Source organism: Moraxella ovis (genome assembly GCF_900453105.1).
GTDB classification, from domain to species: Bacteria; Pseudomonadota; Gammaproteobacteria; order Pseudomonadales; family Moraxellaceae; genus Moraxella; species Moraxella ovis.
This window is the reverse complement of sequence record NZ_UGPW01000001.1, coordinates 1,072,614-1,095,924: the sequence shown is the minus strand read 5'-3', so window position 1 is coordinate 1,095,924 and position 23,311 is coordinate 1,072,614. Positions and strand designations below refer to the sequence as shown.

Annotated in this window: 21 protein-coding genes; 12 read left to right on the top strand and 9 right to left on the bottom strand. The window is 38.3% G+C overall.

Annotated elements, in window-relative coordinates; genetic code table 11:
• Nucleotides 1-2: 2 nt before the first annotated feature.
• Nucleotides 3-1,577, bottom strand: a complete 1,575-nt coding sequence (locus DYD54_RS05335) for a hypothetical protein (protein WP_063514049.1) — start codon at nt 1,575-1,577, stop codon at nt 3-5.
• Between the two features lie 87 nt (nt 1,578-1,664).
• The gene (locus DYD54_RS05330; RefSeq protein WP_046702105.1) at nt 1,665-2,348 is read right to left on the bottom strand and encodes a hypothetical protein; all 684 of its coding nucleotides are present in this window, start codon (nt 2,346-2,348) and stop codon (nt 1,665-1,667) included.
• A 147-nt stretch (nt 2,349-2,495) separates the two neighbouring features.
• Here DYD54_RS05330 and DYD54_RS05325 point away from each other — a divergent pair, with 147 nt between their 5' ends.
• Complete coding sequence (locus tag DYD54_RS05325) at nt 2,496-2,828, top strand: hypothetical protein (RefSeq protein WP_063514048.1); 333 nt, start codon at nt 2,496-2,498, stop codon at nt 2,826-2,828.
• Between the two features lie 567 nt (nt 2,829-3,395).
• Here the strand turns inward: DYD54_RS05325 and DYD54_RS05320 are convergent.
• Together DYD54_RS05320 and DYD54_RS05315 are read right to left on the bottom strand one after the other, a co-directional pair.
• The gene (locus DYD54_RS05320; protein WP_063514047.1) at nt 3,396-4,091 is read right to left on the bottom strand and encodes a DarT1-associated NADAR antitoxin family protein; all 696 of its coding nucleotides are present in this window, start codon (nt 4,089-4,091) and stop codon (nt 3,396-3,398) included.
• Nucleotides 4,091-5,782, bottom strand: a complete 1,692-nt coding sequence (locus DYD54_RS05315; RefSeq protein ID WP_063514046.1) for a DarT ssDNA thymidine ADP-ribosyltransferase family protein — start codon at nt 5,780-5,782, stop codon at nt 4,091-4,093. Before DYD54_RS05315 ends, DYD54_RS05320 begins: the two co-directional genes overlap by 1 nt.
• A gap of 1,006 nt (nt 5,783-6,788) precedes the next feature.
• Between DYD54_RS05315 and DYD54_RS05310 the strand changes: the two genes are divergently transcribed.
• The 10 genes from DYD54_RS05310 (at nt 6,789) to nrdB (ending at nt 13,594) form a co-directional block, all read left to right on the top strand.
• Nucleotides 6,789-7,052, top strand: a complete 264-nt coding sequence (locus tag DYD54_RS05310) for a hypothetical protein (RefSeq protein WP_063514045.1) — start codon at nt 6,789-6,791, stop codon at nt 7,050-7,052.
• A 257-nt stretch (nt 7,053-7,309) separates the two neighbouring features.
• Nucleotides 7,310-8,170, top strand: coding sequence for a hypothetical protein (locus DYD54_RS05305; RefSeq protein ID WP_147285069.1), 861 nt, complete (start codon nt 7,310-7,312; stop codon nt 8,168-8,170).
• Between the two features lie 174 nt (nt 8,171-8,344).
• Nucleotides 8,345-8,560, top strand: coding sequence for a hypothetical protein (locus tag DYD54_RS05300; protein WP_063514043.1), 216 nt, complete (start codon nt 8,345-8,347; stop codon nt 8,558-8,560).
• Entirely contained in the window at nt 8,557-9,765 is a 1,209-nt protein-coding gene (locus DYD54_RS05295) for a DNA-directed RNA polymerase (RefSeq protein WP_063514042.1), read from the top strand. The genes DYD54_RS05300 and DYD54_RS05295 overlap by 4 nt, the downstream gene beginning before the upstream one ends.
• A gap of 398 nt (nt 9,766-10,163) precedes the next feature.
• On the top strand, nt 10,164-10,397 hold the full coding sequence (locus DYD54_RS05290; protein WP_063514041.1) for a hypothetical protein: 234 nt from the start codon (nt 10,164-10,166) through the stop codon (nt 10,395-10,397).
• A complete protein-coding gene (locus DYD54_RS05285) occupies nt 10,394-10,885 on the top strand; it encodes a hypothetical protein (RefSeq protein ID WP_063514040.1) in 492 nt (163 codons plus the stop codon). Before DYD54_RS05290 ends, DYD54_RS05285 begins: the two co-directional genes overlap by 4 nt.
• A 1-nt stretch (nt 10,886) precedes the next feature.
• Entirely contained in the window at nt 10,887-11,690 is an 804-nt protein-coding gene (locus DYD54_RS05280; protein ID WP_063514039.1) for an AAA family ATPase, read from the top strand.
• Complete coding sequence (locus DYD54_RS05275) at nt 11,690-12,208, top strand: RuvC family protein (protein ID WP_063514038.1); 519 nt, start codon at nt 11,690-11,692, stop codon at nt 12,206-12,208. Before DYD54_RS05280 ends, DYD54_RS05275 begins: the two co-directional genes overlap by 1 nt.
• Nucleotides 12,189-12,491 carry a hypothetical protein gene (locus tag DYD54_RS05270; RefSeq protein ID WP_063514037.1) on the top strand — a complete coding sequence of 101 codons (303 nt, stop codon included), beginning with the start codon at nt 12,189-12,191 and terminating at the stop codon, nt 12,489-12,491. Before DYD54_RS05275 ends, DYD54_RS05270 begins: the two co-directional genes overlap by 20 nt.
• A gap of 5 nt (nt 12,492-12,496) precedes the next feature.
• A complete protein-coding gene (gene nrdB / locus DYD54_RS05265) occupies nt 12,497-13,594 on the top strand; it encodes a class Ia ribonucleoside-diphosphate reductase subunit beta (RefSeq protein ID WP_063514036.1) in 1,098 nt (365 codons plus the stop codon).
• Nucleotide 13,595: 1 nt separating this feature from the next.
• Here nrdB and DYD54_RS05260 read toward each other — a convergent pair whose 3' ends face one another.
• Nucleotides 13,596-14,579 carry a site-specific integrase gene (locus DYD54_RS05260; protein ID WP_063514035.1) on the bottom strand — a complete coding sequence of 328 codons (984 nt, stop codon included), beginning with the start codon at nt 14,577-14,579 and terminating at the stop codon, nt 13,596-13,598.
• 57 nt (nt 14,580-14,636) lie between these two features.
• Entirely contained in the window at nt 14,637-15,716 is a 1,080-nt protein-coding gene (prfA, locus tag DYD54_RS05255) for a peptide chain release factor 1 (protein WP_063514034.1), read from the bottom strand.
• A gap of 109 nt (nt 15,717-15,825) precedes the next feature.
• Between prfA and DYD54_RS05250 the strand changes: the two genes are divergently transcribed.
• Nucleotides 15,826-16,485 (top strand): putative quorum-sensing-regulated virulence factor, encoded by a 660-nt coding sequence (locus DYD54_RS05250; protein ID WP_063514033.1) that lies wholly within the window; start codon nt 15,826-15,828, stop codon nt 16,483-16,485.
• Here DYD54_RS05250 and trmA read toward each other — a convergent pair.
• The 3 genes from trmA to hrpA all read right to left on the bottom strand — a co-directional run bounded on the left by trmA (nt 16,474) and on the right by hrpA (nt 23,269).
• On the bottom strand, nt 16,474-17,595 hold the full coding sequence (trmA, locus tag DYD54_RS05245) for a tRNA (uridine(54)-C5)-methyltransferase TrmA (RefSeq protein WP_063514981.1): 1,122 nt from the start codon (nt 17,593-17,595) through the stop codon (nt 16,474-16,476). The two genes, DYD54_RS05250 and trmA, sit on opposite strands and share 12 nt — an antisense overlap.
• Nucleotides 17,596-17,815: 220 nt before the next feature.
• The gene (locus DYD54_RS05240; RefSeq protein WP_063514032.1) at nt 17,816-18,961 is read right to left on the bottom strand and encodes a beta-ketoacyl-ACP synthase III; all 1,146 of its coding nucleotides are present in this window, start codon (nt 18,959-18,961) and stop codon (nt 17,816-17,818) included.
• A 153-nt stretch (nt 18,962-19,114) separates the two neighbouring features.
• Nucleotides 19,115-23,269 carry an ATP-dependent RNA helicase HrpA gene (gene hrpA / locus DYD54_RS05235; protein ID WP_063514031.1) on the bottom strand — a complete coding sequence of 1,385 codons (4,155 nt, stop codon included), beginning with the start codon at nt 23,267-23,269 and terminating at the stop codon, nt 19,115-19,117.
• Nucleotides 23,270-23,311 lie beyond the last annotated feature (42 nt).

Here is a 23,311-nt window from a genome sequence, read left to right as displayed (position 1 = left end):
CCTTATACTGTATAACTGTCTAATGTATAAGATGAATTAACCTCTTCTTCATCAGACCATATACCACTATTATTAACATAGGTTGTTTCATTGCTAGGTAGCCATACATTAAGTAAGGCTAATTGACTGATGGTATCCAGACCATCATCATGTTTACTTCTAAACCCACCTACAGCAGCCTGTGATAATTCAAGTAATAACTCTTTCATTACAGGGGTATGTTTCTTATCGATGGGAAAGAAGAATCTCTTTAATTTAAAATCAGGCACAACAATATTAAATCTTTCTAATTTATTGGTTGTAGGTCTCAAGCCTAACTGACCATCTTTAGAGTTAGAAGCCAAGGTAAAGAATATATTACGTTCCATCATCTCTCTTTGAATCCAAGGAATAAAACCACCCTGTTGTCCTGATACTTCTACCCCTACTGTCTGTGGGTTATATTTAGAAACCAATCTAAATAAATCATCTAGGTTCTTATCCATGGTCTGTCTAGCACAAATACCATCTACCCAAAAGTAGAATCCCTTATTATTAACAGCCCATACAGATATAAATGAATAGTCAGCAGACTGCTTTTCAGAAGTAGCAAAGTCAGTAGTAATATAAAAATTAAAATTAGATTTCTTATCCATCAAACCAGATGAGTTATACCATTGTAAGTCTGAGTCTAGAATCAATCTATCATCATCACCCATAATCTGTAGCATAAGCTCTTGGTAGAAGCCTGCTACACGTCCTACAGCTAAAGCAGAATCATACCTCATCTTAACGTAATCATAGTCAAATCGGTCTTCCCATGAACCTTTAAACTCTTCTCTTGTACATGGAAATTTCTCACATACTGGATATACGTTTACTGTCCATGCGCCTGATTCAACTGCTTCATACAGTGGGTCATTAGCATTAAATGGTGTACCTAGCCATACAATCTTTTGTCTCGTAGGATGTAATGCGTTAATCACTGCTTCATGCACGGTAGCTTTAATAGACTCAATTACAGTAGGTGAACGTGCATCATCATCTGAAACCAAGTCATCTAGAATAGCTATCTGTGGTCTTTTACCTTGTTCTTTAACACCACGTACACCTGATTTAGCACCATAAGCTTTAACAATAAACTTCTTACCATCCTTATTGATAAACTCCCACCTAATATCAGTAAACTTAATTGTAGGGATATATGTCTTTAAAAACTCACTATTCTCCCAACGATACTCTAAGTTCTTTCTGGCTGACTTAACACCGTTATCAATGCTATCAGTTACATACAAAAGTAGATTAACTTCCCCAAAGTTAGGCAGTTCATTAAACACTGCTAAATAAAGTATCAAATATTCTGCCATCAAAGTGGTTTTTGCTGACCCCCTATGACACATAGTAGCTACTTGGGTATTACCATCAATTAAGCTATCTAACATCTTATAATGCATTAAAGGTGTTTTATTCTCTTCCCCTTGACTGCCATTCACTAACTTAATGAAGTTTACAAACTCAATAGCGAATTGACTTGGTTTATAGGTTTCTAGTTGCTTATAATTTACATCATTTAAATATTCCTGTACTGTCTTGGTCATTGATACCCCCTAAACCAAGGGTATATAAATATAAATACCCAGCACAACAAACCAATGAAACAAAGAAAGTAAACCAAAGGATTAAAGTTATTCTTGTTCTTCATACGTTTCACCTACTAACTTCATCTCAGCTACTTCTTTGGTATTAACTACACCACCATCAATAAGCTCCTTCTGTTTAGCTGATAAAGTAGCAAGCATGGTTCTCATTTCATCAATACCTTTATCTGCTTTCAACCCAATATCTAACTCAACCTTCTTAACTTCTGGTGGTTTAAGGTGCACTAATAAACTATTAGCAGCATCACTTCTTACCTTCTCACTCATGGCTGAAATCATTAAGTCTGCCTGCACATTAATAGCTTTCTGATATAAGTCCTGATTTAATACCCAAGTAGGTATCATCGTCTGTTCAAAGATAAGATTGACTAACTTGGATTTATTATACACAGAGATGATACTACTCATCTCTTTAGCTGTTAGCCCTCTACTGTGCATATCAGCATATCTATCAGGAAATGTACTTATATAAGCTGCTTCATTGGTTTTACCCATAAGCTTCTGGCTTACATATTTAACAGCATTAACATAATCATAAATCTTAAATCTACCATCACCGAGTACATTCAGATAACTTAAAAAATTCTCCCGATATGTTTCATACATATCTGGGTCATTAAGTGTATTATTAATAGATAACATAAGTTCATCGTTAATACGATGTCTATGTTTAGGTGGTAAAGCTTTAACAAGCATTTCTTCTGTAATCATTGTTAAATCCTTATATAAAATAATCCTGTGTATTATCTATTAGCTCATATACCATTACCAAATTTAGTTATTGTGTTTGTTTTAGTAGTGGGCATTCTGCCCCCTTGTGGTTGTTTTTTATTTTTAAATTTTTATAAGGAAACTGATATGACCACACTTACCCAAGCCATCAATGCACTAGATACTTTGCGTGAATTTCTATTGGCTAATGAAACCAGTGATAATAAACAAGAAGCTGTTAAAGAAGTAAGCGAACTGTTTAAACAAAAACCAAAGATTAGAATCAGAAGTGCTACCACCACAGAAGTGAACAAAGCAACAGGTAAAACCTTTTATTGGAAACCCCTAAGAGATTATTGCCGTGCTAATTCACTAGACATTGACCAAGTAGAAATCAATGGATTAGATGTAAATGATTATCCACATGAAGCATGGCTTCATGTTTATGACATTAATTTGGATACTTTATTCTTAACTTAATAAATATCACATTGATAATATTTAAAATATTTTATATAATTACCTTGCCTTAGTGCGCAAGTTAAGTTAAGTTAAATAAACCCCTAGCTGAAAGCTAGGGGTTTATTTTTATCTCTAATTGTTTAGAAATATTTTATTACAATTATTATTTATATTTAAATTCAATTACTTACATTTGTAGTAATAATTCTGTAAGAATTAATTACCAAATTGTTATTGCATAGGTATTTTTACTTTACTAGACTACGCATAGTCTTATGGGATTATGGGATATAGGGTATATATGAATATTAAATATCATATTAATCAATTTAATATAATATAACCCCTTTTAAATCTTTCTTTCTCTTTTCCCATCACGCCATATACCATACTTCATACACTCACTAGCGTTCGTGTATTCGTATGGTATATGGCGTTACGAGTAAATATAAATAATATATTAATAATACAAACCAAATAAACATATGGCATTCTGCCGTTTTGTGCTTTTATATTGTATTATATGTTAATGATTTCAATATTAATATAAACAAAAACACCCACTACTGTGGGTGTTTTTGTTATTTAAAATAAAGATAATTCTTTTAATTCTTTATGTTCTTTGATGGTATTACTTATTTGATATTGTTTATACAAATTAATAAATGCTTGTTTATCTTTTAATACATCAAGCATATTATTTTTATATAAAGATACAAACATTGCTACAGAGTATGCTTGACAGTTAATAGATTTTTTTGGGTTAAACTCAATATCTGTAAATGCTTGATAAGATAACAACTCATCATGATACTTTTTATTTTGATTTAAAGCATTGATATAAAGCCAGTCGTAAAAAGCAGTAACAGGTTCTAGTTCCCATACATTACCATAAAAGTTAAATCCAAGTAATTTACCTGATGTTTTTAACCGTTCATCTTTCTTGGCTTCACGAGATGTTTTATATAATAAGTCTTGATACTGCCCTAACTCAAACACTTTACTACTTTGAAATGCACACTCTACACTATAAGATAGACCAGACTTATCTTTAATCATTAAATTAAATGCACTTAATTGCACGCCCAATTCATCCAATGATTTACTAGATACTTCTAACACCCGATTTAAACCAAAGTTATCTTTAATACTTTGATGCAGTGATTGTATGCTTTTTTGTTTTTGACTTATTGCAAAACCAGTATGATAAATAAAATCCACCATACTAGTTTCAACCAAATAATCCCCTTGATTAGGGATAAATACAGGTCTTTGTGCCATTAGAAACGACTCCTAAATGGTAACTTTCTGCTTACTACTGGATAAGTAAATAAGGTTATTCTCTTATCTTTAGATAAAGGATATGAAAAATTAGGGTGGTCATTCATATAAGGATTAGCTCCTTTACCCAAACACATATCACAATCCACACTGCCTATTAATTGATTAATCTCTCGTGCTTCTTCATCTTTTATATCTTCAAAATCCCCCAAATAACTAATAGTACTACTACCCAAGCCAAAAAAAGAAGGCTCAATAAATTTAAAATAACTTAACTTAGGTAATTTTTGTAAAATAGGAATAAAATCTGTAGCACGCAGATGAGTGCCTTTGTATCTGGAAATTTTTGCTCGGTCATTAAAATCCCTGCTTTGCCAATCAGAAAAGCAATAAATTAACTCCAATACAGTCAAGTACTTCATACCAGAAAGTTCTTGCAATCTTTCATGTAATAACTCTAAAGACTCCCATCCAGCTAAGCAAATGACTTGCAAATCTTTATGGTGATGAAAAAATTCATCACTTATACGAAACCCATCTACAGCATATACTTCTAAGTGATGAAGACTATTCGGTATGGTAGTTGGAAGAATGCGTAACATTCCTTGCTCCCATCTTCCGCACTCTTGCCAACAAAATTCTCTTAAAAATTTAAAGTATTTAAAATCAATAAGCATCCTGTGTTTATGCTTTCTAAAATTTATTTCCTCTTGTTTAAGATTGTCAAGTATGACTACTTTTATACTATGTAGTTCAAATAATCTAGTTAAGTCAGTCCACGACTTAAGCTCTAATTTATTAGAAAGATTATTTAAGAATTTATCTACAATTCTTACTGTTTGATAAGTATCTCTATCTTCTTTTAATACATTAACATCTCTATCTTCCCAGTAACTATCGACCAACTCAGGGGCATATAAATGAGCTAAAAACACTTTCTTCCAGAATAATGGTAGCTCATTCCACCAAGTAATTTGCTCCATAGTTAAAGAATTGATTGAAGATAATTCCCCACACAATAGCTGAGCTTCTCTCATGGTATCTCTACCATCAGATTCAAAGAAACTAAAATGTACTTTTTGTATTGGTAGTAAGGGGTATCTGTCTGATAATGTTTTTAACAAAAAATCTGAATCTGTAATACAACCCTTAATATATTTAGGTTCAATTAAGTCAAAACATAAGATTTCTGCTTGTATGCTTGTGGGGTCTTTGCCAAACACTATATGGTTTTTATGGTATTTATTATTATCAATATGATTACTACATCTATTAGATACTTCCCAGTTTTCCTTAATTGAATTACAAAATAGTCTTTCAAACCCCTGCACTCCCTCAAACCAAATATAAGGGTTGTTGGTGCAATATTTAGATGCAGCATTCATTGGGTAAAATAGACAAGATTTATCCAAAATAATATCCACGGATAGCACCAAAGCAGTCCACTTTGTTTTTGGATAGCTCTTCATGTATCTTTTTAATACTTTAACATTTGGGTGAGATATAGAAATACTAATAGCATCCGTTCGATTATCCAATCTAAGTTCATCAAAGGAATCAAAAGTCTCTACATATTCTTGCCCTACTTTAGATTCTAAATCCTTTTTTGATATTAACCCATGTTGGAAAATACTTTCTAAGTTACTAACACTAGTGAAGTGGAATAAATGTGTAATTTGTCTATCTTTCACTATCTGGAGTAATTTTTGACGTTCTTCAAAACTGGGGGGGGGGAGAATATAAATCAGACATACCCAACTCCTATAGGTGTAAATAGGCAGTCTATTATAATTGAAACCAAGAAATTTAATATTTCCTTTTTAGAATGAATTACATAATATTTAATAAAAAATTTTTATATAAAATAATAAATTAGTTTGATTGTACGAAACTTTTTTGGAGATACTATCAATTAGTTTTAGTGTAGTGTCCTGACTTTCACCTTTCAAAAAGTGAAATACCCCCTCCCTAGCTAGGAACTAAAAAAGGATTCTTACTGGAATACTCTAATTACTAGTAGTAGCACTGCGTGCTTGTAATGGTGTTGGTAATCCCATCAACACTTTAACTAAATTATTGGAGTTTATTATGGAATTTGGTTTTGGTTTTGCAGTTGTACTATTAATCTCTTTTCTATTCTTTAAGAAGGTAGTCAATAAACTTAATAGTGTTCTCGTTGAGTACTTAAATGCAGCAGAGAAACACGCTAAGCGATTAGGTGAATCATTCGACAAAGATGAATAACCAATATAACCCACATTTCGATGTGGGTTATTTACTTATATCAAACTAAATTAAATAAGGAATTAAATATGTTATATGTTCTATGCTCTACCTTTGTAGTGCTATTTACACTTACTGTAGGTGGATACCTGTACCAGTGGATAACTGGTGAGAAACTCTAAAAGAGTAACCCATAGCTTAACTGCTGTGGGTTATTTTGTTTATATAAATAACTACTACACAATACACAATACACAATACACAATACACAAGTAAGACAGTACAGGTGCACTAAAGTTGCTTAAAACTTTTAGGAAATTCTCCCGCATAAGTTTTGCTACCTTATACTTATCTCATTGCACCTGTCCTAGTCTTATCTAATCTGATTTTCCTAATTTGCACTGCGTGCTTTGTCTGGCTTTGATAATTCCATTAAAGCTATTTAACTTAACTTAACCTAACGAGGAAAATCAAATGATTAACTTCAACACAGAACGCACTGCTAAATCAACTGCTAAGTTCAATAAAGAGCTACGTGTTAGTATTGATATCATCGGTAGCAATGGTGAACCTACTACAGTGAATCTAGGTTATCTAGCTTTGTTCGAGAACAATGATGTTCTTCAAGCAATTGCAGATATGGATGATGTTCAGTCATTAGCTAGTAAGCTAAAACTAGCTGTACAAGAGGCTGGACTAAGACAAGAAAGAGCGAAACGTACTGTAACCTTCGCTTAATCCAATATAATCCCTTACATCTAATGTGTAGGGGATTTTCCACTAACTTGTCAAAAAGGGTATATCATGAAACTCTATCAAATCATCACTACCGAAAGTATCGTACTTAACGTTCGTTCATTCTCTATTAAATCTCTTCGTGAATATCTAGTAGATGAAAATATCCATCCAGTTATCATCACTGTTATCTCTTAATATAAAGACCTGAATATGTCTATAAACTGTTCATTTAACTTTCGAGGATAGACAGTATGTACATGAACACAGATTTAATTAACATCAAATGTGTTGAGCAAGATATTAAACAATATCTTATTAATCATCATAAAGACAGTATTGATAAGGCAGTAAGTCTTATTAATGAATGGTTAAATGAGAAATCACCTAGCCAATATAAGAATATTAGAAAGGTACTAATCAAGGATTATCCTTGGTTTGATATTGTCTTAGACTTACTAACTAAAGTTATAGTCTCTGGCTATATTCCCTTTCTATCATTGGCTTCTATGTTCCATCTATCAGATGAATTAGATAAACCAAATAACACAGCTACAGTAGCTGAGATACTCTTAATCATCAATAGTATTGACTTATTTGTCATTGAACAAACCAAGACTAACTATTACATCTATCCTTATTTAGAATTACCTGAAATACTACAGGATAGAATCATTCTATCATGTTATGTACCACCTAAAGACAGTATTACCAAAGTTAAATCTAACAAAGGAATCATCTTAGGTAGTAAGTTCAATAAGCATGATAAACCTATTAGCTTAGATGTAATCAATACTCTTAACTCTCAAGAATATATCCTAGATTCTTGGTTTGTAGATAATCATAAGAAGCCTTGGTTTCAAGATGAGAAAGATGTATCTAAACTTACAGATGTAGAAAAAGCTAAATACGAAATACAGCTAAAGACTTGGGAGCAATATCAAGAACAGTTAGAAGTATTTATTAAACATCTCAAAGATAACCCATTCTACTTTGAGCATAAATATGATATGCGTGGAAGAGTATATGTACGTGGTTATCACTTTACAACTCAAGGTACAAGCTATGAAAAGGCTTGTATTAATCTAAATAAATATGAATATGTAGTGGGTAAATTATGATGCACTTCTATGACCTTAAACCGTATGAACCAGTAGAAGCATACTGTATGGACTGTAATAGCTTTCACCTTACCTACGATGACGTATCAGGTAACAATGATTTCCCTATAGCTTCATGTCCGCAGTGTGAAGCTAACTGGAATGAGTACCTAAATCTTATTAAGGAGAACTTTAATGAATATTGATTCTAAAATTATAGCATTTATTTACGAACATACTGAACTATGTTCAACATGTGGTAAAGAAGGTCAAAGAACAACAGAGAGAGTAGATATCGGTGGTGCAACAAGACCATACTTTGATAGAGCTAACATACCCATAGGATGGTACTCATCATTTGAAGGTGTATATTGCTCAGAAGAATGCTTTAAAAAAGGAGTAAACCAATGAAACAATTCAATCCGATGCAGTACTTAGCCATTGATATTGCTAACCATTATGGACTTGATAAACTTAATTATGAGGAACGTGTTCAATGGGTTAAAACCAATATGAATAACCTAGAAGACTATACTGCTACAGCAGAAGAACCACTTCTATATGCTAAGGCAGTATATGCTCTAAGAGAAGTACAGTCTGGTAAACCTACTAATCATTCAGTAGCATTTGATGCTGTGTGTTCTGGTTTGCAAATTATGAGTGCTTTAATGCGTTGTAAGAAAGGTTGTGAACTGACTGGACTAATAAACCCAGACAATCGTATCGATGCTTATACAGCCATTACAACGGCTCTTAACGCTAGATTAGGTAGTACTGCTACCTATGAACGTAAAGATGTTAAACAGGCTATTATGACTTATCTCTATGGCTCTAAAGCTACACCTTTAGAAGTATTTGGAGAAGAGCTTATTGATGAGTTCCACGCAACTATGGCTGAACAAGCTACAGGTGCAGTAGAATTGCTACAAATACTTCTTAATTCTTGGAATAGTGAGTTAGATAATCATACATGGGTATTACCAGATAATCATCATGCCTATTGCCCTGTACTTACTAAGGCTAAGAAACGTATCAATGTAGAAGAACCATCACTAGACTTTAGATGGACTCCTACAATGATTTATGAAATACAAGAACCACAGGAGGAAGGACTAGCTAATGCTGCTAACGTTGTACACTCTATCGATGCCTATATCCTACGTTCTGTAATACGTAGATGTAACTACAATAAAGAACTACTAGAGAGGTTCTTAGAAGCTACATATACATTCAAAGGGGAAGAGGTAGCTAATGACTGGGTAACAGAACGCTATAATGCCACCAGAATGCCCTGTATTAGCTTCATAGAGCATATCTGGACTAATGGTATCAACCACTACCCAGAAAGCCTAATACGAGCATTACAGAGCATTGTGAGCGATGTATTAGTACATGAACCATTTAGTGTTATTACTATTCATGATTCATTTGCCTGTCATCCTAACCATATGAATGTATTACGTAAGCACTACAACAATGTATTAGCTGATTTATCAGATAGTACTATCCTAGATGATATATGCTCACAGTTATATCAACAAGAAGGTAGAGTACAAAAATGTACTGATGAATCTATTAGCCATCTAATTAAGAATGCTAATTATGGTTTAACTTAATTATCGTGCTGGTTTCCTTTAGTTGGGGCATTCGCCCCTTCTTGTGGTTTTGTTTTATAAAACCACATCCTTGTTAGTTAAGTTGAGATAAAGCACCACTCTTATGAGCGGTGCTTTATTTTTTTCTAAACCTATAACCTAACTAACTAAATTTATCAAAAATGACTTTATACAGTCTTACATCTAATGGAGTAATTATGACCCAACAAGAGTTCTTTAAATACCTTAATTCTGGTGTTACCACACTAGGTATTTTTAATTATTCTAATATGATTTTCACTAAGGAATGTGAGGTACTAGATGGAGATATGTATTTAATCTATAGATATAATCCTTCCCTAAACCAATAGGTATTAACATACTCACTAAACATCAACCAACTAAACGAGGCAGCATAAATGACAGTAAAAGTACAAGACATCCAATGGGTAAAGAATGAATACCTAGCAGGCAGAACAATAGATGAAATCAGTATTGATACTGGTAAATCTGTTAAGACTATTAAACGATATCTAGCTGAAGCAGGTGTACTTAATCTTTCATGGCATAAAACCAGAGAAGAAAACAATATTCTTAAATACCTTAAATCTAAAAACATTACTAAGCTAACCCAGCTGGCAGGTAAACTATGACTCAATTTAAAGCAGGTGATAGGGTATATTGTTTAGCATATACATATTCGCCTAGAATTTATATCTTAGAAGATTTTAATGCCTCTTCTGAGAATCCTCTACTTATCAGAGACAGGGATACATTCACTTTAGATGGTAGAATCAATATTAAAGCATCCATTCCATCATTGGTTCTGGCTACCGAAAAAAACTATAAAATGCTGTGTGAAATATTCCCAGATATAACTTGGGAAGAGCCACATAAGCAACCTACAGCTAGGGAGCTTATTATTAAAATGCTTAATGATGGATGGAAAGCGGTACCATGTTATGTTAGAGATAACTGCCAGATTGACTATCAACAGACACTAATTCAAGAAGTCATTCCAGATATGCACTTTCCCTACTTAAATGGTAAGGTTGTTTGGGCTGATGCTAAACCTTTTGACCCTAAGACAGGAAAGAAAATCGTAGATTATATTGATGGTAAAGTAATTTTGGAGTCTTAATATGCAAACCACACTTAAACAAGTAGCACCACTTATCCCCCAGCTGTGGAAAGCAGGTATTGTACCTTTTCTGCACTCTAGTCCTGCACAAGGTAAGTCAAGCTTAGCTAAACAACTAGCAGAACAGTTTAAGTTAAAAGTAATTGATTTACGATTAACTGAACTAGACCCTACAGACTTAAGTGGTTTACCTTATTTTAATAATGGTAAAGCAGAATTTATGCCATTCAATACCTTCCCATTGCAGGATACACCTATCCCTGAAGGGTATGGAGGTTGGTTACTTTTGTTGGATGAGTTCAACTCAGCTAACCAAGGGGTTATGGCTGCTGCATACAAGCTTATTCTAGATAGACAAGTAGGACAACATAAACTACATGATAAAGTAGTTATGATTGCTTGTGGTAATTTAGAATCTGATAATGCCATTGTTAATCCAATGTCATCTGCACTAATCTCAAGATTTGCTCACTTTGATATTAATCTAAATGTAGATGACTGGCTTGAATGGGCTAGTAAAGCAGGTATTGATTATCGTATTACATCATACCTTAGCTATAGAAAAGCTAACCTATATTCATTCAAACCAGATGCAACAAGTCCCTACGCATCGCCTCGTACATGGGAAATGGTATCTAAAGTTATCAAAGATAATGAAGAACCATCTAATCTTTTGGTTTCTTCGTTGATTGGTGCTGCTATTGCAGCGTATGAGAACTGTTTAAATATATTCTCCGAGCTACCTCTTGATACATTAGTAATTATCAAAGAAGAGTTTGAGTATAGTCTATTTGAAGATGAGTAATGAACATACTTGGTTTAGACCCATCATTAAATAACTTTGGTATAGCTAAGGGTATCTTAACAGATACCCTTAGCATTACATATACTGACGTTATCCAACATAAAATTAAGAAAGATAAAACCAAACAGAATAGCCGTGATATTAATGCTGCTCTACATATATTCAGGCATCTTTATCCATTACTTAAAGATATAGATGTAATTATTGTAGAAGTACCTATAGGCTCACAATCTTCTAGGGCTATGGTTTCATATGGTGTCTGTATTGCTCTCATTGGCGTTATAAGCCATTTTAACCCTAAAGTGATACAAGTATCCCCATATGATGTTAAGAAGCTTGTAGGCTCTCGTACAGCCTCTAAAGAAGATGTTATTCACTGGGTTCAATCTAAACATCCAACACTAAACTTACCTAAAGCAATAGGAAAAGCAGAACACATAGCAGATGCTATTACTGCTATTCATGTTGGTTTAGAAACCAAACAATTTAAGGAATATTATGAAAATCGTTCTATCTAAAGATGATGTAACTACAGCAATCACTAATCACATTGAAACACTTGGCTTGGTGCTTGACATCAAACAAGCTACCTTTACAGGGATTAGTGATGTAGAGGTAGAATTTGGTGATAAGAAAACCAAGAAGAAAAAGACTGTAGATGAGCCTGTAAGCACTGTAGAAGTACAGGAAGAGTCTACTGAAAGCAATGGCACTACTCAAGAAGAAGAGCTTGTAGAAGTTAATACAGAGCAATCTGAAGAGTCTAGTGAATCTAATAATTCTTACTCAATCTTTGGTTAAACTACATGAAGTATTCAATCTTTAATCAAACCAAGAATGACCAATTACAAGAACCTATGTTCTTTGGTCAGTCAGTTAATGTATCACGGTATGACCAACAGAAGCACCCAATCTTTGAGCAGTTAATTGAAAAACAATTATCCTTCTTTTGGAGACCTGAAGAGATTGATGTATCTAGAGATAGACAAGATTACATGAACTTAGCTGAACATGAGAAACATATCTTTATCTCTAATCTAAAGTATCAAACACTCTTAGATAGTATTCAAGGTAGAAGCCCTAATGCAGTACTTTTACCTTTGGTTTCTATCCCTGAGCTTGAGACTTGGATTGAGACATGGTCATTCTCTGAAACCATCCATAGTAGAAGTTATACACATATTATTCGTAATATTGTTAATGACCCATCACTTATCTTTGATGATATTATGGAGAATGAGCACATCCTTGCACGTGCAGGTGATATTGCTAAATACTATGATGACTTGTATGAATCATCTCATAAGTATTTGCTCACAGGAGAAGGTGATTTATATTCACTTAAAAAGAAACTTTACCTATGTCTATTAGCAGTCAATGTACTAGAAGCTATTAGATTCTATGTATCATTTGCTTGCAGCTTTGCCTTTGCTGAACGTAAAGTTATGGAAGGTAATGCTAAAATTATTAAGATGATTGCACGTGATGAAGCACTACATCTTAATGGTACACAGCATATGATTAATCTTATGCGTAATGGTAAAGATGACCCAGAGATGGTACAGATAGCAGAAGAATGCAAACTACAGGCTATAGGTATCTTTTATAAAGCAGTAGAGCAAGAGAAAGAATGGGCTGATTACCTATTCAAGGATGGTTCTATGATTGGCTTAAATAAAGAAATCCTATATCAATACATTGAGTATATTGCCAATGTTCGCTTATCTGCTATTGGTTTACCTAGTGTTTTTGATAATAAGGTAAATCCTATCCCTTGGATTAATACTTGGCTTTCTTCTGATAATGTTCAAATAGCCCCACAAGAAACTGAAATTACATCATACCTTGTAGGGCAAGTGGATAGTGATTTAGATGATTTAGAGCTTAATGAATTTGAGCTTTAAATTACCTGAAGTAACTGGCTAGTTCATCAACTGTTGGATTGTAATACACATTTACCAGTGTTTTGATGTCTCTATGTCCAGTTATTTTTGCTAACTTCTCCACAGGAATATCTAAATCCCTGACCATTCTTGAGATAGCTTCATGTCTGGTATCATGGAAATGTAAATCATGAATACCAGACTGCTCTCTCATACGCCTCCATAATAGATTAAAGTTATCTAATCTAATATTAAACAATCTATCTTCTAAGGGGTTAATCTTACTTAACATAAGTCTTGCAGTGCTGTTTAACACAACATCCCTACTTGTACCGTTTTTACTGTTAGGTATATGCACGTGAGTACTGTATATATGTTGTGATGTCATTGCAAGAATTTCACCCCTACGCATCGCTGTTTGTAAAGCAAATAGAAAACACCATCCTACCTGCTTTCTGCACGTATCTGGCTCTTCCCCTAAATTATATCTAAACCAAGTAAGTATCTCTTGCTCTTCTTTAGGTGTTATCCTTCTGTTCCTTGGTGGTGCTTTACTAGGTTTAGACACTTTAGACATTGGATTACTATCTAAGATGTATAACTCATTGACAGCATAATTAAAAACACATGAAAGAAAAGACATCTCAAGTAAGACAGAGCCCTCTGATACTTGCATTAACCTACAATCACGCCATTCAGCTAAATGCTTTGGTGTAATATCTGCAATAGTACTAGTAACTAAATTAGTGTGCTCTTTTACTAATATGCTAATGATACTATTAGCCCTGTTACCACTTTTAAGTTTAGATAATACCCGTACTCTATATAACTCTATAAGTTCTAATAAGCATATATTAGTTAATGACAGCTCTTGGTTAAGCAATTCAAACCAATGAATACATTCTTGCTTAGAAGCTTTAGTAGCAGAGTATCTTTTACCGTTAATCATGGTTTGAATACGATAACTATTACCTACCTTAGCAATCTTAGGGACTCTTTTACTCATTTTAGGGTAATCCTAGTGTAATTAAGTTAAAAATAATTACCCTAAAATAGTAAATGGTTACTCACCACCAACGCTAGCCATTAGGTCAGCTTGGTGTTCACGCAAGAGTGCATCCAATAATTCCCCCAAATCGCCTTCCATAATGGCATCTAACTTATAAAGCGTCAGATTGATACGGTGGTCGGTCATGCGTCCTTGCGGGAAATTATAGGTGCGGATACGTTCGGAGCGGTCGCCTGAACCCACCAAATTTCGTCTCATATCGCTGGTTTGGTCAATTTGGGCTTGGACTTTGGCTTGTTGGATTTTGGCGACAAGCATTTTCATCGCCTTGTCTTTGTTGGCGTGCTGTGAGCGTTCTTGTTGGCACTCGGCCACCACGCCTGTGGGAATGTGGGTAATCCGCACCGCAGAATCGGTGGTATTAACGTGCTGACCGCCCGCCCCGCTTGAGCGATAGGTGTCAATGCGTAGGTCAGCAGGGTTAATCTCAACCGTATCATCAAGCTCAATCTCAGGCATAATCGCAACCGTACAAGCGGACGTATGTACACGTCCCTGCGACTCGGTGGCTGGCACACGCTGAACCCGATGAGCCCCACTTTCAAATTTAAGCCGTCCATACACGCCCACGCCCGACACTCGGGTGATGATTTCCTTATAGCCACCATGCTCGCCTTCGTTAGCGGATAAGACTTCCACCTGCCAACCTTGACTTTGGGCATATTTTTGGTACATACGGAACAAATCGCCACTAAATATCGCCGCTTCATCGCCCCCTGTCCCTGCTCGAATTTCCAAAAAGGCGGTCGCCTTGTCGTTGGGATCCTTGGGCAGCATTAGGATATTTAGCACATCGCCCAGACGCTCAATCTCAGCTTTGGCAGCATCAATCTCTTCTTCTGCCATCTCTTTCATGTCAGGGTCGGACAGCATTTCATTCGCAGTTGCTAGGTCTTCTTCAGCTTGGCAAAACTTTCCCCAAGCGTCCACAAGCTCGGACAAATCGCTATGCTCAACCGACAAGGCACGGAATTTCTTACTGTCGCTGATCGTGTCAGGGTCAGATAATAAGGCAGTCACTTCTTCAAATCTGTCCGCCATTTGGTCTAGGCGGTGGCGTAGGCTCTCTTTCATGGTATTTATAAGCTAATTTTAAACGGGTTATTTTGCCATATTTTGACGATTTTTGCATTAAATTTTTGGTATAATCCGCCCAATCTTTTTTAAAATTTAAACCTACCAGATGAATACTTCTGCCCATGCGCTGATTTTAGACACCGAGACCACAGGCACCAAAGACCCTCATGCCACCGAAATCGCATGGCTTGAGATTGACACGCTTCTTATGCCGACAGGTCAGCATTTTAACGCTCGGTTCAACCCTCAAAAACCCATCGAATATGGCGCCAGCAAAGTCACCGGCATCTATGATGAAGACGTTGCAGAATGCCCGCCCCACACCAGTTTTGTCATGCCACAGACCACCTATCTCATCGGTCATCACATCAGTTATGATCTCAGTGTTCTCAAAAATGCAGGGGTTGCTATATCAAACATCAAGCCGATTTGTACCTGCATACTGGCGCGGAAATTTTTTGGTGAGCTGCCCAAGTTTGGCCTTGGCGCGCTACTGACGCACTTTTATCCAGATGATAGGCAGACTTATGAGATGCACGCGCATGGGGCATATTTTGATGTGCTGTTTACCCATAAGGTGCTGATGGCGTTGAATGAGCGCATTAAAGCGGATGACTTTGAGACGCTGTTCTTGAATTGCCTGCCTAAGACCATGCCATTTGGCAAGCACAAAGGCAAAGAATTCAAAGACATACCGCCTGATTATAAGCAATGGCTTGCCAGACAAGACATTGATATTGCGCTAAAGACGGCGCTAGAATGCTGATTGTCTCTTGACAAGCCAAACACCGCTTTCGATGTGATGCGTGTAGGGAAATTGATCAAATAACGCAAAACGCTTGATTTCATGCGTGTGATATAGCATCTGCAAATTATCGAACAGTGTATCAGGATTGCACGAGATATAAATAATATTCTCAAAATTCGCCAAAATCTTTAACGTCTCATCATCAATTCCTGCGCGCGGCGGATCAACAAATACAGTATTAAAATCGTAAGATTTGATATCGATATCGCTCTCGGCCAATCGTCTAAATTCACGTTCGCCATTATGCGCCTGACTGAACTCTTCAGCAGACAGACGCGCGATGGCAATGTTCTGGATGTCGTTATGGTCAATCGCCCATTTGGCTGAGTTTACCGACGATTTTGCCAGCTCAGTGGCAAGCACTCGATTAAAATATTTAGACAATGGCAGGGTAAAATTGCCATTGCCACAGTACAACTCCAGCAGATCCCTCTGGTCATTTTGGCTGATTTTGTCCGCTACATCGCAAGCAAAATTCAGCATGTAGCGGCACACATAAGCATTAGGCTGACTAAACCCACCTTCAATCTGCTGATAATAAAAATCCTCGTCTTGCCCCTCAATGCTCACCGTCATCTTCTCGACGACGAAATCATCGGACAATACTAATTTTTGTCCGCGGCTACGCCCGATGAGCTTGATGTTTAATTTATCGGCCAACTCGCTTGCCAAAGCTTGCCATTGTTCGCCCAGCTTCTTGTGGTAGATGAGCGTAACCAGCATTTGTTCGTGCAAGGTATTTAAAAAATGCACTTCAAATAATCGCTCTGACAGCAGCGGATCAGCTTTAAGATGATTAAGTAAAATCGGCATCAGCTCATTAATCGCCCTGCTCGCTATGGGAAATTCATCCACACGTGCGACGCTTTTATTACCCGAATCATTGCGCTCGAACATCGCATAGAACAAATCATCTTCGGTGTGCCAAATTCTAAATTCAGCACGCTGACGAAAATGACTGACAAGCGATTCATAGATCTCGAGGGTTGGCGGGTTAAACTGCGCAAACTGCGATTGAATGCGGTCGATCTTAGCGGACAACTGGGCTTGGTAGGCTTGAGGATTCATCATATCAATATCTAAATAAAACATGCATTATAACAGATACTAAGCCAGACACCAAAATATTGTCATCCAAATTCACTATAAGGCTTGCGGTTAAACGTAGTAAAGTTCTGACTTAAAGGTACGATTTTATTTTAGTCTTTGGTGTCTGCCATGTGTATTATGTTAAATAAATTATGAAGAACAAAAAAACACCTCAAGCCAGTTGAGGTGTTTTTAATAATTAAACTTTCTTCACGATGACAGAACCGATCGAATAACCTGCACCAAATGAGCAAATCACCCCAAGATCGCCACTTTCAACGCCATCTTGATGCTCATGGAAAGCGATCATCGGGCTTGCCGAACTGGTATTGCCATATTCGGTAATGGCGATCGGCGCAATGGCTTTATCCGCCTCTTTGCCCATCACAGTACGCAGGATTAGATCGATCATGTTGATATTGGCCTGGTGCAGCCATAGGCGCTTAACTTGCTGATTATCAATGTTGTTTTCTGCCAAATGGGTGCTGATGATTTCAGATACTTTTGGGCAGACCTCGCGGAATACTTTACGTCCCTCTTGTAAGAATAGCTTATCTGTCACAGGCTCTTTAATGTCAGCATGAATGTCTTGACCTGCTGCCAGATATTCACTTCTGTCCATGAATCCGTATTCGTTTTTGATATTGGCTGAGAACTGAGTGTAGAGCTTGCAGTCGAGTACTTCATAGCCTTTTGGTGTGTCTAGCTCTTCGATGATGGTGGCTGCCGCGATGTCACCAAAGATGAAATGGCTGTCACGATTACGCCAATTTAGATGAGCTGAGGTAATCTCAACGTTCACCACCGCCACACACTTACCAAGACCCGCCTTAATCATGCCAGCAGCCTGAGCAATACCAAAAGTCGCCGCACTACACGCCACATTGGTGTCAAAGGCAAAGCCACCCTTCATGCCGATGGCGTTTTGAATCTCGATGGCGATGGCTGGATACACGCGCTGAAAGTTAGAACAGGCGCAGATGATGCCATCTAAGTCTTCGCCTTTAAGTCCTGCAGTATCTAGGGCTTTTTGGAGTGCATCAACACCCATCTCCGCCATGATAGACAGCTCTTCGCCCAACTTGCGCGCAGGGAAAACTGGCGCCATGATTTTAGGATCTAGAATGCCTTTTTTGTCGATGACATAGCGAGACTTAATGCCTGATGCTTTTTCGATGAATTCAGCGGTAGAATGCTGCAACGCGACTTTCTTACCTGCTTCGATCGCAGCAGCATTATCACGGTTATAATTATCCACATAGGTGTTAAAACTCGCCACGAGCTCTTCGTTGGTGATTTTGTCTTTTGGGGTGTGCAGCCCTGTTGCAGTAAGATAAATTGGCATAAATAATCCTTAGTATTATTCACTATTAATATAATAAACTGTCTTTAGTTTATCACAAAAGATGTAACCAGTTGTAAAATTTTATCACAATTTCCCTTAAATTAGTGAACATTTTTTCACTAATTTAAGGGTTTTTAAATAGCTATAAACGACTTATTTTGTGTTTAAGTTTGCCCACAGTTTCTCAAGCCGCTTAGTGGATACAGGTGATTTTGTCTTCATGGGCTGAGCGAATAGGTTGATGCGATATTCTTCAATGAGCCAGCGATATTCGGCGATCTTAGGATCATGCACACGATTGGCGAGTCGCTCCATGTGTACATCAAGCAGATACACCCCATCAAGATCAGCATCTAAGTTATGAGTCAAGCGGTCCAATCGGGTGTTTAGTGCCTGCAGATAACGCGGATATTCTCGCCAGCGCATGACATCCGTGCGATATACAAAGTCAGACAACGCCAAATCATCCAATTGATCCTCGACATCCTCAATGCTCTCACCAAAAATCTCATTATCTAGCATGAGCAGCTTACCGCGCGCCGTCTGCCAAGCGGTATAGATGTCTTTTAGAATTTTTAGGACGCCTTGACCTGTTAAGAGAAATTCACTCAAAATCTTATCTCGGGTCACGTTAAACTCATCAGCATCAAAAGGCAAATGCTCAACCAACCAAGACGTCTCATCATCAATAAGCGCACCAATGTGCTGACGAGCATCCTCGCTGGAGCTGTCGATGAATCTTGGCGCATGATCATAAAAACACGCCTGCAATGTTGCATCAACGACGATGGCTTTTAGCTTCTCAAGGTCGCCAAGTGGTGCGAACGCCAATTTAAATGTCTTATCCACCTGACTGGTGAGCTGCTTTTGTTTGGCACCAAGCTTTGATTTGATGAGCGCCAGCACGCCCTGCTTATGCATGCTAAGGGCGGATTTTAGTTCGGTAAATTGGGCAATCGACACCGCCGTGCCTGCCTTGTCCGCCTTTAATGCAGAGAATTCTTGCATGACCACACCAGAAGTGTGTTTATTACGCACAAAGTTAAAATGCTCAGGGAGTGCATGGTGCAGGCCTTCTTCGACCATCACTTCTTGGCGAATGGTTGTGGTGTGGCGCGCTTTTAATCGCTCTAAGTCTCGGCTTTTTTCGATGATGTGATTCTTATCATCTACCACGCAGATGAGCGGTCTTAGATAGTTATCTACTTTGGTAGGATCAAAATCATTGGGGCTGACACGCACGCCCAGACGCAGCAGGTTATCAGACAGCTGATTTAGTAGCCCTACGCCGCTATCGGCATTTAATTTATCAAAAATCTTGTTCGTTGTATCTGGGATTGGAACGATTTGACGGCGCAGCTCTTTGGGCAACGTTTTTAATAGCTGAAGCACCAATTCATAGCGCCAACCTGCAACCCCCCACAGGAGCGCCACCGGGTCAATCTGAGATAACGCCTTGATCGGCACGCGCACAGTCACGCCATCATCGTCTGAACTTGGGTCAAAGACATAAGACAAAGGTAACTTAACCCCGCCCAGCTGCCATGTCTCAGGAAAATCCTGATTGGCGTTGATGTTTTCATTGAGCACATCGTCATCTTCAAAGAACAAGAAGTTAGGATTGTCGCTTGCTTTTTCATGATAAAATTCTTCAAACGCCTTACGACTGGCGATATGGTTAGGGATCTGTTGATGATAAAATTGATAAAGCCGCTCTTCGTCCACCAACAGATCTCGGCGACGAAGCTTGTCTTCGATGCGCTCCACGTCTTTGATTTTGGCGGTGTTATGCGTTAGGAATTTGGCATTAAAACCATAATTGTCCCCCACCAACGCATCTCGGATAAAGATCTCTCTGGCGTGCTCAATGTCCACAGGCTCATAGTTGGTCAGCTCTTTGGCAACAACAATCAGCCCAAACAAGCTGATCTGCATATAGGCACGCACTCGCCCTGTCTTTTTTGACCAATGCGGTTCAAAGTAATGGTATTTTAAAAGATCTGCCGCCGTTGAGACAATCCACTCAGGCTCAATCTTGGCATTGCAGCGCATGTACACTTGAGAGGTCTCCACCACCTCGAACGCCATGAGCCAATCGATGCCTTTTTTGTGCAGGGTGCTGGCAGGAAAGATTCGCGCCTTTTGGCTGCGCGCCATGAGATATTCACCCGGCGTGTCAGTCTTATGCGCCACAAAGGACAAAAGCGCGGTTAATAATGCGCGGTGGATATTGGCGTATTGAATCGCGGCTTTATCAGGCACACCATTGGCACTGATAGATTTTAGCGCGTTTAGGCTGACACCCTTGGTCTTTTTGATGCCTTTTTTATTTAATGATAGACGTGTACCTTTTTTTGTGTCGATTTTTGGTGTATCTTTAGAATCTTGATCTGCGGGCTTTTTGATTTCAAAGCCCAATTCTTCCATCATCGCAGATAGCTGTTCATGGGTTTTTTGCCATTCACGGATGCGTGTAAAGCTAAGATAATGCTTTTTGGCAAAATTTCGCCTTGCATTGCTGCTAAGCAGCTGGTTATCATTAGTCTCATGCAATCCAAACAACGCCTGATACAGCTCTAAATAAAACAAAAAATCAGAATTATCACGGCGGAATAAGGCATGTTTTTGGTCGGCTTGGGCTTGTCTATTCATCGGGCGCTCACGCACGTCCTGCACTGCCAGCGCAGATACGATGATAAGCATGTCCGCCAAGCAGTCAAAATGATCACCTGCGACCAGCATTCTAGCAAGGCGCGGATCGATCGGCATCTTCGCCATCAGCTGACCGATTTTGGTTAGACTACTTGGGGTGTTTTTGCGTTTTTTGATGGCGGTTTTGGTTGGCTCATCATGGATCGCCCCGAGTTCAAGCAGTAGCTTCTTGCCATCATTCACCAAACGAAAATCCGGTGGTGTAATGAAATCAAATTCAGCCACATCGCCCAAGTTCAACCGCGCCATCTGCAAAATCACACTTGCCAAATTGGTGCGCAGAATCTCAGGCTCAGTAAACTCAGGGCGCGCATTAAAATCCTCTTCAGAATACAAGCGGATACACACACCATCACCGATACGACCGCAGCGACCTTTACGCTGATTAGCCGCTGCCTGACTAATGGCTTCGATGGGCAGTCTTTGGATGCGTGAACGATAGTTATAACGGCTGATACGCGCAAAACCCAAATCAATGACGTAGCGAATGTTCGGCACAGTCAAGGCGGTCTCTGCGACGTTGGTGGCAATGATGATGCGCCGACCCTTACCAGATGGCGCAAAGATTCTCTGCTGCTCAGCAAAACTCTGACGAGCAAAAAGCGGCAAAACTTCGGTGTGCAGTGGCGCATACGTGGTCAAAATGTCTTGAAGCTCTCGAATCTCAGCTTCTGTACTGGCAAAAATTAGGATGTCCGCCTGATGCGGATGGCCTTTTTTGGCGGCATCATCTAAGCATTCAGCCACTGCAGCTGTCAAAGCTCTGGGCAGATTATCCTCAGCCTCATCAAAGGCATCGTCGTCATGGCTGGCTATGATCTGATCGGTCAAAGGACGATAACGCACCTCCACAGGGTAACTGCGCCCTTCGACGCTAAATACAGGCGCAGGTTTGCCATCCTTGGCAAAATAATCAGCAAATCGCTGCGTATCTAGCGTGGCAGACGTGATGATGACTTTTAGGTCTGGGCGCTTTGGCAGCAGACTCTTTAGATAACCCAAAATAAAATCGATGTTAAGACTGCGTTCATGCGCCTCATCGATGATGATGGTATCATAACGCGTTAAGAACCTGTCCGAGCCAAGCTCAGCGAGCAAAATACCATCCGTCATCAGCTTAACGATGCTGTGCTGACCGCCCTCTTCGGTGAACCTCACCTTAAAGCTCACTGTCTTACCCAGACTCTCGCCCAGCTCCTCACTGATACGCCCTGCCACCGAGCGCGCCGCCAGACGTCTTGGCTGCGTATGTCCGATTTGCCCTGTGATGCCGCGACCAGCCAGCATGGCAAGTTTGGGCAGCTGAGTTGTCTTGCCCGAACCTGTCTCGCCTGCGACGATGATGACTTGATGATCTTTAATGGCTTGAATGAGTGTGTCCGCCTCTCTGGTTACCGGCAGATCTTGATTCAAAAGCTCAGTCAGATTGGTAGGAATATTATCGATGCGCGCCTGCACGATCTCGCGTGAGCGCTGTGTGATCTCATCGAACCGTGCTTGTTTTTTTGTTTTGTCTTCGGCGTGGGCGTGCTTTATTTCTCTGGCAAGTCTGCTTAGATAGTATTGATCTTTGGCTAATATGGGTAAATTATTCATCGTTGTTCTATATTGTTTGGTGATGTATTTAAGTTAAAAATT

Coding starts and splice junctions, on each gene's coding strand:
- DYD54_RS05295 (WP_063514042.1), top strand. CDS start 8,557: ATGAAACAATTCAATCCGATGCAGTACTTAGCCATTGATATTGCTAAC.
- DYD54_RS05335 (WP_063514049.1), bottom strand. CDS start 1,577: ATGACCAAGACAGTACAGGAATATTTAAATGATGTAAATTATAAGCAA.
- DYD54_RS05260 (WP_063514035.1), bottom strand. CDS start 14,579: ATGAGTAAAAGAGTCCCTAAGATTGCTAAGGTAGGTAATAGTTATCGT.
- DYD54_RS05320 (WP_063514047.1), bottom strand. CDS start 4,091: ATGGCACAAAGACCTGTATTTATCCCTAATCAAGGGGATTATTTGGTT.
- trmA (WP_063514981.1), bottom strand. CDS start 17,595: ATGAATCCTCAAGCCTACCAAGCCCAGTTGTCCGCTAAGATCGACCGC.
- DYD54_RS05250 (WP_063514033.1), top strand. CDS start 15,826: ATGAATACTTCTGCCCATGCGCTGATTTTAGACACCGAGACCACAGGC.
- DYD54_RS05325 (WP_063514048.1), top strand. CDS start 2,496: ATGACCACACTTACCCAAGCCATCAATGCACTAGATACTTTGCGTGAA.
- DYD54_RS05305 (WP_147285069.1), top strand. CDS start 7,310: ATGAACACAGATTTAATTAACATCAAATGTGTTGAGCAAGATATTAAA.
- DYD54_RS05270 (WP_063514037.1), top strand. CDS start 12,189: ATGAAAATCGTTCTATCTAAAGATGATGTAACTACAGCAATCACTAAT.
- DYD54_RS05240 (WP_063514032.1), bottom strand. CDS start 18,961: ATGCCAATTTATCTTACTGCAACAGGGCTGCACACCCCAAAAGACAAA.
- DYD54_RS05285 (WP_063514040.1), top strand. CDS start 10,394: ATGACTCAATTTAAAGCAGGTGATAGGGTATATTGTTTAGCATATACA.
- hrpA (WP_063514031.1), bottom strand. CDS start 23,269: ATGAATAATTTACCCATATTAGCCAAAGATCAATACTATCTAAGCAGA.
- nrdB (WP_063514036.1), top strand. CDS start 12,497: ATGAAGTATTCAATCTTTAATCAAACCAAGAATGACCAATTACAAGAA.
- DYD54_RS05330 (WP_046702105.1), bottom strand. CDS start 2,348: ATGATTACAGAAGAAATGCTTGTTAAAGCTTTACCACCTAAACATAGA.
- DYD54_RS05290 (WP_063514041.1), top strand. CDS start 10,164: ATGACAGTAAAAGTACAAGACATCCAATGGGTAAAGAATGAATACCTA.
- DYD54_RS05280 (WP_063514039.1), top strand. CDS start 10,887: ATGCAAACCACACTTAAACAAGTAGCACCACTTATCCCCCAGCTGTGG.
- prfA (WP_063514034.1), bottom strand. CDS start 15,716: ATGAAAGAGAGCCTACGCCACCGCCTAGACCAAATGGCGGACAGATTT.
- DYD54_RS05275 (WP_063514038.1), top strand. CDS start 11,690: ATGAACATACTTGGTTTAGACCCATCATTAAATAACTTTGGTATAGCT.
- DYD54_RS05300 (WP_063514043.1), top strand. CDS start 8,345: ATGAATATTGATTCTAAAATTATAGCATTTATTTACGAACATACTGAA.
- DYD54_RS05310 (WP_063514045.1), top strand. CDS start 6,789: ATGATTAACTTCAACACAGAACGCACTGCTAAATCAACTGCTAAGTTC.